The 12686-nt window shown below is 64.9% G+C and carries 14 protein-coding genes; 12 read left to right on the top strand and 2 right to left on the bottom strand.

Features of this window, described 5'->3' with window-relative positions:
- Nucleotides 1–30: 30 nt before the first annotated feature.
- Nucleotides 31–2820 (bottom strand): TSCPD domain-containing protein, encoded by a 2790-nt coding sequence (locus tag DSM104635_RS11270; protein WP_158766293.1) that lies wholly within the window; start codon nt 2818–2820, stop codon nt 31–33.
- Nucleotides 2821–3014: 194 nt separating this feature from the next.
- Between DSM104635_RS11270 and DSM104635_RS11265 the strand changes: the two genes are divergently transcribed.
- The 12 genes from DSM104635_RS11265 (at nt 3015) to DSM104635_RS11210 (ending at nt 11957) form a co-directional block, all read left to right on the top strand.
- Nucleotides 3015–3419 carry an NADH:ubiquinone oxidoreductase subunit NDUFA12 gene (locus DSM104635_RS11265; RefSeq protein ID WP_158766292.1) on the top strand — a complete coding sequence of 135 codons (405 nt, stop codon included), beginning with the start codon at nt 3015–3017 and terminating at the stop codon, nt 3417–3419.
- Nucleotides 3416–3898, top strand: coding sequence for an MlaD family protein (locus DSM104635_RS11260; protein ID WP_228445660.1), 483 nt, complete (start codon nt 3416–3418; stop codon nt 3896–3898). Before DSM104635_RS11265 ends, DSM104635_RS11260 begins: the two co-directional genes overlap by 4 nt.
- Nucleotides 3895–4263 (top strand): DUF2155 domain-containing protein, encoded by a 369-nt coding sequence (locus DSM104635_RS11255; protein ID WP_158766290.1) that lies wholly within the window; start codon nt 3895–3897, stop codon nt 4261–4263. The genes DSM104635_RS11260 and DSM104635_RS11255 overlap by 4 nt, the downstream gene beginning before the upstream one ends.
- 114 nt (nt 4264–4377) lie before the next feature.
- Nucleotides 4378–4782: a DUF1761 domain-containing protein gene (locus DSM104635_RS11250; RefSeq protein WP_158766289.1), complete on the top strand. Its 405-nt coding sequence runs from the start codon at nt 4378–4380 to the stop codon at nt 4780–4782.
- Nucleotides 4783–4824: 42 nt separating this feature from the next.
- Nucleotides 4825–5613, top strand: a complete 789-nt coding sequence (gene surE, locus DSM104635_RS11245; protein WP_158766288.1) for a 5'/3'-nucleotidase SurE — start codon at nt 4825–4827, stop codon at nt 5611–5613.
- Nucleotides 5610–6254 carry a protein-L-isoaspartate O-methyltransferase family protein gene (locus tag DSM104635_RS11240; protein WP_158766287.1) on the top strand — a complete coding sequence of 215 codons (645 nt, stop codon included), beginning with the start codon at nt 5610–5612 and terminating at the stop codon, nt 6252–6254. The genes surE and DSM104635_RS11240 overlap by 4 nt, the downstream gene beginning before the upstream one ends.
- Before the next feature lie 37 nt (nt 6255–6291).
- Nucleotides 6292–7311, top strand: a complete 1020-nt coding sequence (locus DSM104635_RS11235; protein ID WP_158766286.1) for a M23 family metallopeptidase — start codon at nt 6292–6294, stop codon at nt 7309–7311.
- A 151-nt stretch (nt 7312–7462) separates the two neighbouring features.
- Entirely contained in the window at nt 7463–7813 is a 351-nt protein-coding gene (yajC, locus tag DSM104635_RS11230) for a preprotein translocase subunit YajC (protein ID WP_158766285.1), read from the top strand.
- A 5-nt stretch (nt 7814–7818) separates the two neighbouring features.
- A complete protein-coding gene (secD, locus tag DSM104635_RS11225) occupies nt 7819–9420 on the top strand; it encodes a protein translocase subunit SecD (protein ID WP_158766284.1) in 1602 nt (533 codons plus the stop codon).
- A gap of 9 nt (nt 9421–9429) precedes the next feature.
- Nucleotides 9430–10419 (top strand): protein translocase subunit SecF, encoded by a 990-nt coding sequence (secF, locus tag DSM104635_RS11220; protein WP_158766283.1) that lies wholly within the window; start codon nt 9430–9432, stop codon nt 10417–10419.
- An 89-nt stretch (nt 10420–10508) separates the two neighbouring features.
- A complete protein-coding gene (locus tag DSM104635_RS11215; protein ID WP_158766282.1) occupies nt 10509–11138 on the top strand; it encodes a urate hydroxylase PuuD in 630 nt (209 codons plus the stop codon).
- Between the two features lie 105 nt (nt 11139–11243).
- Nucleotides 11244–11957: a phytoene/squalene synthase family protein gene (locus DSM104635_RS11210; protein WP_158766281.1), complete on the top strand. Its 714-nt coding sequence runs from the start codon at nt 11244–11246 to the stop codon at nt 11955–11957.
- Here the strand turns inward: DSM104635_RS11210 and DSM104635_RS11205 are convergent.
- Nucleotides 11954–12676, bottom strand: a complete 723-nt coding sequence (locus tag DSM104635_RS11205) for a DsbA family protein (RefSeq protein ID WP_158766280.1) — start codon at nt 12674–12676, stop codon at nt 11954–11956. The two genes, DSM104635_RS11210 and DSM104635_RS11205, sit on opposite strands and share 4 nt — an antisense overlap.
- Between the last annotated feature and the right edge of the window lie 10 nt (nt 12677–12686).

Here is a 12686-nt window from a genome sequence, read left to right as displayed (position 1 = left end):
AGAACGCGCGCCACCAACGCTTAGAGCGCGTTAACCGCCGCTGGCTTCGCCGGTTGCGCCGCAGGCAGCGCATTTGCCGGTTTGCTCGACGGTGAAGTGGCCGCAGGCGTCGCAGGGTTCGTTGCGATAGCCGGTGGCGGCAGGGCGTGACGGCGCGATCGGCTCGCGGCGGTCGCGGATGTTTTCGACGACGGAGCGTGGCCGCAACATCACCAGATTGTCCGGCGACGCCCCGCGCGCGAAGCCGCGTGAGATGAGCCGCGCGGCGCTTTCGGCGTCGTTGGCGCGCTTGGAGAGGCCGTCGCCGCGCGCGTCGAATGGATCCATCTGCGCGAGATCGGCGCGGCCGAGGTACGAGACGGCGAGTTCGCGGAAGATGTAGTCGAGGATCGAGGTGGCGTGGCGGATGGTTTCGTTGCCCTTCACTTCGCCGGCGGGCTCGAAGCGCGTGAACAGGAAGGCGTCGCAATATTCTTCCAGCGGCACGCCGTATTGCAGGCCGATCGAGATCGAGATGGCGAAATTGTTCATCAGCGAGCGGAAGGCGGCGCCTTCCTTGTGCAGGTCGATGAAGATTTCGCCGAGCTCGCCGTCGTCGTACTCGCCGGTGTGCAGATAGACTTTGTGGCCGCCGACGGTGCTTTTCTGGATGTAGCCTTTGCGGCGCTCGGGTAGGCGGCGGCGTTCCACGCGGGCAGGCGCTTCCTGCGCTTGTGATGGCGCAAGCGTCGCGGCAGCAGCGGCGGGCGTTGCGCGAGGCTCCTCGATGTCTTCCTCAAGCGCCGGCAAGCTGAGCGTGATCGGCGGGGCTTCGACGCGGATGGCGATCAGCGCCACGCCAGCAGCTTGCGCGCTAGCGAGCAACGCATCGCGCCGCTGCACGTCCGTTTGCGTCAAGGTAATTTCGAGCGCCGTGCGCGCGAACGGCGCCACAGCGACCGCCATGGCAATCCGCGCGTCCGGTGCAATCGCGCGCTCGCCGGCGAACACTGCTGTGTGCGCTTCGTCCAGCGGCGCGTCGGCAAAATCGCCGGCGCCCATGCAGAACGCTTCCGCCGCCGCGATGTCGGCCTCGCTGAAACCGAGCGTCATCAGAAGGTCGCCGCGCTTGCCTGCGGCCACATCCGGCGGCAGCTTCAGCACGTCCTCGCAAAGCTCCGCGCCGATCACCAACGGGTGCACCGCCGCGCGCAGATTGAACGCATCGATTGCCGCTTCCTCGATCGCCTCCAGCGCGGGCTCCGTAAGCCCCTTCGCCGCGAGCGCATCGAGGTTCACGCCGGGCGCGCCGCGCAGGGTGCGATGGCCCTCGATGTGCCGCGTCAACGCTGCAATCGCGTCGTCGTCATAGCCAAGGGCCGCCAAGCCCAAACGCGCGTCGTGGGTCAGCACGCGGCCGAAGCCGCCGTCGTCGCGCAAGCCATACGCAGCGACGCCAGCTAACGGCGCCAAACCGCTCGCGCTCACGCCGAGCGCACGCGCGGCGCTGTCATCGTTGGCGAACGCAATTGCAGCCGAAACGCGCAGCCCCGCATTCTTCGCGCCGGGAAGCGCGCGATAGGTCGCCTGCGCCCGGGCCGCGATTGGCCCGGTCAGCGCCGCGGCCGCGTCGCGCGCGGTTTTGACCGCGGCTTCGGCGGCCTTTTTGTCGCGCGACCAGTCTGGGTAGGCGCTCGTGGCGGCGCCGAGAGCTGCGCTTTCAGAGATTGCTACGGCATGCGCCAGCGCCGCGACGTCCGTCGCCAACGCACGGCCCTCGTCGCTGTCATAGGCAAGCCCGGCGCGCATCAGCAGCGACGCCAGACCTTCGAGGCGAATGACGATCGGCCGGCGCGGGGACGCGCCATGCGAGCCGTGCGCGGCGTCGAGCGCGCGTGTCAGTGTGCGGATGGCGGCCTCAAACGCATTGATGTCGAACGCGCCGTCGATCCAGAACAGCTGGGATGCGATGCTGGCGGCGATGGCGCTGCACTCGTCTGCGCTGCTGGCGACGCCCGTCGGATCGATCGCGCCTGCGCCAAACGCCGTCAGCGGATGCGCGCTGCCTTCAGGCGCTGCGATCACCAAGCGGCGCCGGGATGGATCGGCGCCAGCATCGAGCGCCGCGCTATACGCGCCGCGCGCCACCGCGCCGGCGAGTGCTGCGATTATGTCGGCATCTGGTGCGCCGGCGAGACGCGCCGCCGCAGCTTTGTGGCGTACGCCGCCGTTCTCGATGTTCAACCCATTGCGCACGGCTTCGATCGCCAGCTCCGCGAGCGCCGCGTCGAGCGCGCGTGCGCCGGCCGCGAGTGCAGCACTTGCGCGCAAGCGCGCGCCATCGTCGGCGATGATTGCGTTGGCCGCTTCGCCTTCCGGCCGCACCAAGATGGCTGCGCCGTTCACGCCAGGCGCCGCAAGCCGCGCCGCCGCGTCGAGCGCATCGAGCGCCGCAGCACTCGGGGTGCCGACAATGCCGATCTTCGCGCCCGCTGCGAGCAGCGTTTGCGCGCGCGCGATGGCGTTGAGTTCGTCGCGCTGATCGGTGGGCCACTTTAGCAGCGCTGCAGAGACCGCGAGTTCAGCGCCAGCCGACAGCGCCGCACGGATTAGCGGCGCGTCGAACGCGATCTTGCCTTCGAGCAGGAGGTCGCGCACCGCCGGGGCCAGCGTCTCGTCCTCGCCCCAGGCGCCGACGCGTTTCGCCACCCGCGTGATCGCCGCCGGGATGTCGCCCTCGATGGCCAAACCAGCCTCGAGGGCGGCCTGGGCCATGGTTTCGCTCCACGCAGGCGGGGCGATTGCCACCGGGCGCGCGTCGTCGTCGAAATCCTGGGCCATGGCAGCCTCCCTCATACCGTCCGGAAGATACCCTTGCTTCGGACACGCAATCAATATCTGGTATGTGACATCTGGGTATAAACCCCACATATTGTTTCGCAACTGCACTGGACGTGGGGGAGGCGCTTAGTCATATTCCCGGCCGCCAGCTGCTTCGGGCCTATTCCTGGCCTCGCGGAGACAAACAAAAGCCCATGCTCAAGCGGATTTTCACCTGGTGGAACGGGGCCACCCTGGGGGCCTTGTTTGATATTGGCCGTCGTGGGGCGCTCGTGGGCGAGGACGAACAAGGCAATCGCTATTACGAGGAGCGCCGGCCCAGCATCGAGGGCCGCAAGCGGCGCTATGTGATTTACAACGGCCTCGCCGAGGGATCGCGCGTGACGCCCGATTGGCATGGCTGGATGCACCACACCGTCAGCGAGCCGCCCACCATCGCGCCACTGAAGCGGCAGAGGTGGGAGAAGGATCACGTGCCGAATTTGACCGGCACCGTGAAAGCGTATCGGCCGAAAGGGTCGCTGGCGCGCGGCGGCGTTAGGCAAGCGTCAAGCGCTGACTACGAAGCATGGACTCCAGATTCGGGAGACCGCTCGTGAGCATCAATTTCGAACGCTGGGGTGAGACCATCCTGGGCGCCATCGTCGCCATCGTGGCGATTGGATTTTTCGCCTTCGCGGCGGCGCAAGCCGGACAGACCGGCGGCGGCAACGGCTACGATCTCGTCGCGCGCTTTCAGCGCGTGGATGGCGTTGCTGTCGGTTCGGACGTGCGCGTGTCGGGCGTGAAAGTCGGCGTTGTGCGCGCGGTCGCGCTCGATCCGGAAACCTATCTCGCCCAACTCACGCTCTCGATCGAAGACGGCGTGCACGTGCTTGACGACTCCACCGCGCGCATCGCCAGTGATGGTTTGCTCGGCGGCGCATACGTAGCAATCGAACCAGCGGGCATGGATCCGCTGCCGGCTGGCGGCGAAATTCCAAACACGCAAGGCGCGGTCGATCTGCTGACCTTGTTCGCAAGTTTCGCACAGGGGCAGGGCAACAACTCAGAGTCTACCGAGGAAGCCGCTCCATGATCCGTGCCTTTGTCGCAGCATTCGTGATGTTCTCAGCCATGACCGCGCCTGCTTATGCGCAGCGCGCCGTCATTCGTGGGCTGGACAAGATCACGGGCCATGCATCGGATTACACGCTGACCGTCGGCCGCGCGGCGCGGATCGGTTCGCTCGAAGTGATCGCGCGCGCCTGCACTAAGAGCGCGCCGGAAGAGACGCCGGAAGTGCGCATCTACGTCGAGGTGTTCGACACGCCGCCCGTGCGCGAGGGCGAAGAAAGCGAACGCCGCGAGATTTTCCACGGCTGGCTGTTCGCGTCCTCGCCTGGCCTCAACGCCGTCGATCACCCGACTTATGACATTTGGGCCATCGACTGCCGGGCGTAACGCGGACTTCGTTTCGTCTGCGTTTCATCGGACACATCTGTAATCCTCTCGGACTCGGCTAAACTCCACCCGAGCGGACGGCGCACGTACGCCGTTCGGAGGGAGGAACACTGCATGCGTGTTATGGGCCACAATGTGTTCGCGATCATCGTCGCGGCGCTGCTGATTTACGTCATCGAGTTCGTGATCTTCGCCGTGCTGATCTCACCGGAGCAGTACATGGCGTTTACAGGCATTACCCAAGCTCAGGTTGATGGCGGCGAAGCGCGGATGCCGTTCGGCATTATTCCGCCGCTGTTTGCGGCAATTGGGCTTTCGCTCTGCATCAAGTGGCGTGGCGCGCAGACGCTGCAGGGTGGCGCCATGACGGGTATCATCCTCGCCGTGCTGTTTGCGTTCGGGACCAGCCTTTACGGCTTCGTCTATGGACCGCACACCCCGCACTATTTGCTCGTCAATCTCGGGCATTTCCTGGTGTGCTGGGCTGCGGCGGGTGCGGTGCTGGGCGCCTGGAAGTAGCCCTATTCGACAGCCATGGCCGTTCGCGCTAAGCGGGCGGCCATGCGCATTCTCTGCACCAACGATGACGGCATCCACGCGACCGGCCTCGCGGTCCTCGAAAAAATCGCGCGCACGTTCAGCGACGATGTCTGGGTGATCGCGCCGGAGGTCGAGCATTCCGGGGCTTCGCGCGCACTTACGCTGACAGCGCCGATCCGCGTGCGCCAAGCCGGGCCGAAGCGCTACGCCGTCTCCGGCACGCCGACGGATTGCGTGTTGCTCGGCGTCGAGCATTTGCTTGAAGGCGTGATGCCGGATCTCGTCCTTTCCGGCGTCAATCGCGGCCAGAACATCGCTGAAGACGTCACGTTTTCCGGCACCATCGCCGGCGCGATGCAGGGCATGCAGTTCGGCATTCCTGCGCTTGCGCTCAGCCAAGCGCGCGGCTTTCGCGGCGAGGAAGCGCCAATTCCTTGGGAGACGGCCGAAACCTACGGCCCGGGCGTTGTTGGCAAGTTGCTCGAACACGGTTGGCCGAAAGACGTGCTGATGAACGTCAACTTTCCGGATGTGTTGCCGGATCAAGTGAAAGAAGTGGAAGTCACGACGCAGGGCCGTCGCGATCAGCACATCATCTACGCCGACAAGCGCACCGATCCGCGCGGCAACGCGTATTTCTGGCTGGGTTTTCGCGGCAACTTGTCCAATCCGCCGGAAGGCACGGACTTGCGCGCGATCTACGAAGGCCGCATCGCCGTGACGCCGCTGCACATCGACCTGACGCACATGGAAACGGTCCACGCGCTCAAAGGGGTGCTCGGCGGCGCGCCCCCTAAGGCGCCTGCATGAGCATCGATCCCGCACGCTTGATGCGCTTCGTCCTGGAGATGCGCCAAGCCGGGATTACCGACGCGCGCGCTCTCTCAGCGCTCGAACGCGCGCCACGCACGCATTACGCACCGGGGCATCTGGAAGGCTTGGCGCTCGACGATGTCGCGCTGCCGCTTGCGCACGGCCAAACCATGACGAAGCCGTCGGTCATCGGCCGCATCATCACAGCGCTCGAGGTGCAGCCGACTGACACTGTGTTGGAAATCGGCACCGGCTCCGGCTTCCAGGCCGCGGCGCTCTCAACGCTCGCAAGCAAAGTCATCACGCTCGAACGCTGGCGCGAACTCGCCGCCGACGCACGTGGCCGCTTCGGCACGGCGCGGCTGATGCGCACCTATTGTCATGTCGCTGACGGGGCCGAGGGTTGGGAGGACGAAGCGCCGTACCAACGCATCGTCGTGAACGCGGCGCTCGACGATTTTCCTGAGGCGCTGTTCGAACAACTCGCGCCCGGCGGCGTTCTGCTCGCTCCGCTGGGTGATGCGCAAAACCAACGTTTGATCCGCTATCGCAACGGTGAGCGCGAGGATCTTGGCGCCATCAAACTGGCGCCGCTGGAGCGCGGGGTGGAAGAGGGTGAGGCCGAACAGCCCGCGTAATTTGCGTGGCGCTCTGATTCTGGCGGATGCTCCCAGCATGATGCGCGGGAGCCTCCTGCTTGCGTTGCTGGCGACAGCATGCGCCTCCGGCCAAGCGGCGCCGATTGCCTATGGCGGTGGCGCCCAGCCGCCTGTTGCAGCGCCGCCGCCGGTTCGGCAAGCGCCACGTCCGGTTGTCGAACAAGAGACGCCGAGCGCGCCAATCGCTCAAGAAGCGCCGAACTGGGCCGACGGCGAAGGCACGGCGCTCTCTGCTTACGCACTGCAACCGAACGAAGCGCAGCCGTTCGATCCCGCGCATCTGCCGCGCGCCCATCGCGTGCGCGCGAATGAATCGCTTTACGATGTCGCCACGACCTACCAAGTCCCACTGCGTGCGCTGATCGATCAGAACCGGCTTGAGCCGCCTTACGCGCTTCGCCCCGGCAGCGAGCTGCAATTGCCGCCGCCCCGTTTTCACACGGTTGCGCGCGGTGAAAGCTTCGAGGACGTAGCGCGCCGCTACAATGTCGACACGCGATCGCTGGCGCTGCTGAACCGCATGCAGGCGCCGTATCGCGTGCGCCAAGGCGATCGCATCGTGCTGCCTGCGATGGCGCGATCGATGGAGATTGCGTCTGTATCGCCGGCGCCCCCGCCGGCCAGCGCTGCAAATGCCGGCGAGGCGCCGGCGGTTCAGACCAATGCCCGCTTCGCTTGGCCGCTGCGCGGACAGCTCGTCACGCGCTACGGCGCTCAGCCCGACGGCGCGCGCATCGATGGCGTAGAGATCGCCGGCCGCGAAGGCGCCCAGATCAGCGCCGCCGCCGAGGGCGATGTCGTTTATGCCGGCTCGGACTTGGCCGCCTACGGCACGCTTGTCCTGGTGCGCCACGCCGACAATTACGTGACCGCCTACGGCCATGCCCGCCGCGCTTTGGTGCGTGAAGGCCAGCATGTCCGCGCCGGCGAGGCGATCGCCGAACTGGGGCCGCGTTCCGATGGGCGCCCACGACTTTTGTTTCAAGTCCGCCGCGGCGCTGAAGCGATTGACCCGACGCCGTTGCTGGGCCCCTGATTGCGATTTTGGCCCTGCGGCGAAACGGCGCGCGGATACGGCGCGCGCTGATTGATAAGGCGGGGCCGGTCGCTATAGTCCCGGCCTTCTTTCCAGGGCGGCGAACGCCCATCTCGGCTGCGCACCGACGCGCCGCTTCCAGCGAGGATCAATGTTCATTTCGAATGCTTATGCGCAGGGCGCAGCCGCTGCCGGCGATGGCGGCATGGGTGGGCTCGTTATGCTCATCCCGTACGCGCTCATTTTCGTCGTGTTCTACTTCCTGCTGATCCGCCCGCAGCAACAAGCGCGCAAGCGGCACACGGACATGGTGGCCGCGCTGAAGAAGGGCGATGTCGTCGTCACGTCCGGCGGCTTGATTGGCAAAGTGAAGAGCGTTGCTGATGATGAGCTGCGCGTTGAGCTGTCGCCGAATGTCGAAGTGCGGGTGATCCGCAGCGCCATCGGCGAGGTGCGCTCCAAGACCGATCCCGCGCCCGCCAACGACTCCGCCGCGAGCTAATACCCATGCTTCAAGTTGCGCGCTGGCGCGTGATCCTGGTTCTGGTCGTGACCTTGCTTGGCATCGTGTTCGCAACGCCGAACCTGTTGCCGGAATCGACGCGCAACCAGCTGCCGAGCTTCCTGCAGAAGACCATCAATCTGGGTCTCGACTTGCGCGGCGGTTCGCAATTGCTGCTCGAAGTCGATGTCGCGACGCTGCGCCGGTCGCAGGTCGAGAATATCCAGGATCAGCTGATCCGCGCTTTGCGCGAGGCCGAGCCCACCATTCGCACGGCGCGCGCCAGCCTGGAAGGCGATGTCGCGCGCGTGCGCCTTGTCAACGTCGCCGACATCGCGCGCGCGCGTCCGATCATGCGCGAAGTTGGACGCACGCAAACGACCGCGGGCGGTGACGTGCTGGAGTTCACCGAAGCGGCGGACGGGCTCGTCGAAGCGCGTATGACTGAAGCGCATTTGCGCGAATTGAGCCGGCAAGCCGCTCAGCAATCGATTGAAGTCATTCGCCGACGGATCGACCCCGACGGCACCGCCGAAGTGTCTATCTCACGCCAAGGCGACGACCGTATCGCCGTACAAGCGCCGGGCGTTTCCGATCCCGAACAGCTCCGCTCGCGCATCGGCCAAACCGCCGTGATGACGTTCCACATGGTGCGCGAAGTGTCTCCCGAAGACCAGGCCGCCGGCCGCATACCGGCGGGCGCCATGGTGGTGCAGCCGTATCCCGGTATCGGCGACTCACCCGATGTCGTCGCGCGCCGTCCGGAATTCACCGGCGAACGGCTGACAAGCGCCAGCCCGTCAACGGATCAAAATGGCGCGTTCGTTCTCGCCTTCAGGCTCGACGGCGAAGGCTCAAGTCTGTTTTGCCGCATTACCCAGCGCTACACCGGCCAGCGTTTCGCCATCCTGCTCGACAACCAGGTGCTCACCGCGCCGACGATCAACGAACCGATCTGCGGCGGCAGCGGCCAGATTTCGGGCAACTTCACCGCCGAAAGCGCAAACGAACTCGCTGTGATGCTCCGCGCCGGCGCGTTGCCTGCGCCGCTCACGGTGATCGAACAGCGCAGCGTCACCGCTGAACTCGGCCAAGCCGCCATCGATGCCGGTACAAAATCCACCTTCATCGCGTTTGGCCTCGTGCTGCTGTTCATGGTGCTGGCGTACGGGCTGCTGTTTGGCGGCATTTCGGTTGTGGCGCTCGTGGTCAACGGCATCCTGATCATGGCGATCATGACAATCACCGGGGCAGCACTCACGTTGCCCGGCGTTGCCGGTCTGATCTTGACGCTCGCTGTCGCGCTCGACGCCAACGTGCTGATCTATGAGCGCATGCGTGAAGAAGCGCGGGCGGGCAGGCAGCCGGCGCTTGCAATCGAGGCGGGTTTCAACCGCGCCATGCTGACCATCTTCGACGCAAACATCACCCACTTGGGCGCGGCCTTCATCATGCTCAACCTGGCGCCGCCAGGGCCGGTGAAAGGCTTTGCGTGGACGCTGCTGATCGGCGTGTTCACGTCCGTGTTTACGGCGGTGCTGATCACGCAAGTGCTGGTCGCTTGGTGGTATCGCACCTTCCGGCCCAAGAAACTCCCGATTAGTTAGGCAAGTCCGATGTGGCCTCTGATTAAGCTCCTGCCCGAGAAGACGAACTTCAAGTACGTCGCGGTCGCGCCGTTCTTGTGCGTTATCTCGCTGCTCGCCTGTCTCGCGTCGATCTATCTGACGGTCGTGCCGTTTACGCCGCCGTGCGGCGGCCTTAATTGCGGCGTCGACTTCAAGGGCGGCTCGATGATCGAAATCTCCACCGCGCCGCAAAGCGTCGATCAGAATGCCCTCCGCTCGCTCAACGACATCGGCCTCGGCGAAGTTCAGGTTCAGGGTTTCACCGATCCCACCGCGGCGATGGTGAAATATGAGACGCCCGAAAACATGAGCAGCGATGAGGCGCAGGCGATCATGCGCGCGGCCATCACCGAGCGTTTGGGCGAGGGTGTGCATTTCGGTCGCGCCGATGTCGTCGGCGCCAAGGTGTCGGGTGAGCTCTTCCTGCTGGGCGCCGCAGCACTCGGCGCCGGCATCACGCTGATGCTGCTCTATATCTGGTTCCGCTTCGGGTTCACGTTCGGCGCTGCCGCCGTCACCGCGCTGGCGCACGACGTGATCCTGACGTTCGGCCTCTTCGCCGTGTTCCAGATGGAATTCACGCTGGTGGCCGTGGGCTCGATCCTCACCATCATCGGCTACTCTATCAACGACAAAATCGTCGTTCTGGACCGCGTTCGAGAGAATTTGCGCAAGTACAAGCGCATGCCGATGAAGGAGCTGATCGATCTTTCGGTCAACGAAACGCTCTCCCGCACCATCATTACCGGCGTCACCGGCCTGATGGCGCTGGGCGTCATGGCCTATTACGGTGGCGAAGCATTGTTTGCCTTCGCGGTGTCGATGTTCTTCGGCATCGTGGTCGGCACCTATTCGTCGATCTATATCGCGGCGCCTATGCTGACTGTGCTTGGCGTCGGCCGGCGCGATAACTTCCAGACCTCCGAAGATAAGAAAAAGAACAAGCCGAAGGGCGACGAGGTCTATTCCCACCCGTGACCCGGACGCTGGGACACTCTATGTTCCCCCAGCGCAATTGAGTCCCTCAAGCCACAGGGGGTTTTCGCGCATGGGCTTGAGGAGAGATCATGGCCTGGTTTCTGAGCAATCTGCGTTACGTCGCTTGGACGGCGCTCGCCGTTGGCGCGCTGTTTCTGATTTACTTCGCGATGGGCGTCGCCGGCTATACGTTCGGTGACGGCGCGTTCTGGGAAGCCGCGCTGCGCTGGGGTCATGTGCTTGTGGCCATCATGTGGGTCGGCCATCTCTACTATTTCAATTTCACGCAAATCCCGAACATGCCGAAGATTCCGGATGAGCAGAAACCGGCGGTCACCAAAGTGATTGCGCCGGCCGCGCTCTATTGGTTTCGTTGGGGCGCGATGCTGACGTTGATCACTGGGCTCTTGTTGGCCTGGAACCAGGGTTATCTATTGCAGGCGCTGACGCTCGGCGCCGCTGATGATCCGGCGTTTGCGGTGCCGAAGCACATTCTGATCGGCATCGGCATGTGGCTGGCCATCGCGATGTGGTTCAACGTGTGGTTCATCATCTGGCCGAACCAGCAAAAGGCGCTCAACATCGGCGATCGCTATGCGAGCCTCGAGCCCGCCGCGAAAGCCGCCGCCGGCAAAACCGCGATGCTGTTCTCGCGCACGAACACGTTCCTGTCCGTGCCGATGCTGGTGGCGATGACCGGCGCGAGCACGTTGTTCTAGGGACGAGATTATGAGCCATTCCAGACGGCCGGAGGCCGATCTGGAATCCAGGGCCAATGACGAATCGTCTGCCCTGGATTCCAGGTATCGCTCCGCGATCCTGGAATGACTCAGATTGGCGACATCAGCGAAACCGTTCGCCGCGTCGATGAAGATCGCTGGCTCGCCAGCCGCTTTGCGCCGGCGGACGTGCGCGGCGACCTGATTGCGCTTTATGCGCTCAACTACGAACTCGCCCGTACCGCGGAAATCGTGTCGCAGCCAACCCTGGGCGATATCCGCTTGGCCTGGTGGCGCGAGGCGATGGCTGAAATCCATGAAGGCCGGACACCGCGCGCGCATCCGGTGGTCGATGCACTCGCGCAAAGCCGCAAGCTCTGGCCGCGCCAAGCCCTTGAAGATCTGATCGACGCGCGCGCCCGCGATCTCGATGCGACGCCATTCGAGAACGAAGCAGCGTTCAGCGCCTACCTGGACGCCACCGCCGGCCAACTCATGCGCCTCGCCCTAATCGCGTGCGGCGCAGAGATGCCTGAGGCGTTTATCACTCAAGCGGCGCGCGCCTGGGGCGGTCTGGGTTTCGTCCGCAATCGCCGCACGTCGCTCGCCGGCGTTTCAAGGGACGATGAGATCACGCGCGCCATGAACGCATACGCGCAAGCGCGCACTCACGCCGTCCCCGCGGACGCGTTCCCCGCTATCGGCTACTTGGCGCTGACGCCCGGCTACGCCGCGACGTTGAAGACAGGCGGCGCCGAGCGCCCGCTACTGTTTCGTCAGCTCGAGCTCGTCGCCGCGTCAGCAACCGGCCGGCTTTAGCGCGACGCTTGCCGCCGCGCCCGTGCTTCGCGCGTAGCTTCGCGTAGACGCGTTTCCAGCAGCGGGCGATTGAAGCCGGCGACCATTTCGCCATTGATGATGAAGATCGGCGTTGCGGTGTTGTCCATCTCGATGGCGTGGGCGCGGTTGTCCATGATCAGCTGCGTGATCGCTTCGGACTCCATGCCGCGCCGCATCCGCGCTACATCGATGCCGCTGTCGCGTGCAAGCTGATCGATCCGCGCTGACGTTAGATCGCCGCGAAAGCCCATCAGCGCCTGGTGAAACGCCCAATAACGCCCTTGCGGCATCGCCGCGATCGCCGCGCGCGAGGCTTCCATGGATTCCTCGGAGAGGATCGGAAACTCCTTGAACACGACGCGCACATCGCGCCGCGTGCGAGAAACATCCGTCACCCATTCCAAAGCCGCGTGGCAAAAACCGCAGCGATAGTCGAAGAATTCCACGATCACGATTGGCGCGTCCGCCGGCCCCAGCGAGAAATCGCGGTTGTCGGATTTGAGCCGCTGCCAGCGTTCGGACTCCGTCCGCTCCGCCAGCGCATCCAGCGCTTCGCGCAGCACGTCGGGATTGTTGACCAGATACTCGCGCACGATGGCGCGCATCTCGGCCTGCTCCTGCGCGTTGAAGCTTTGCGCCGAAGCCGGCGTCAAGATGAGAGCGAAAAGGGCGGCGAGGCCCGCGAGAAAGCGCGCCATGGGGCGTCTC

Source organism: Terricaulis silvestris (assembly GCF_009792355.1).
Taxonomy (GTDB): Bacteria; Pseudomonadota; Alphaproteobacteria; order Caulobacterales; family Aquidulcibacteraceae; genus Vitreimonas; species Vitreimonas silvestris.
Note: the sequence above shows the minus strand (reverse complement) of the source record. Positions and strands in the feature narration are given on the sequence as shown.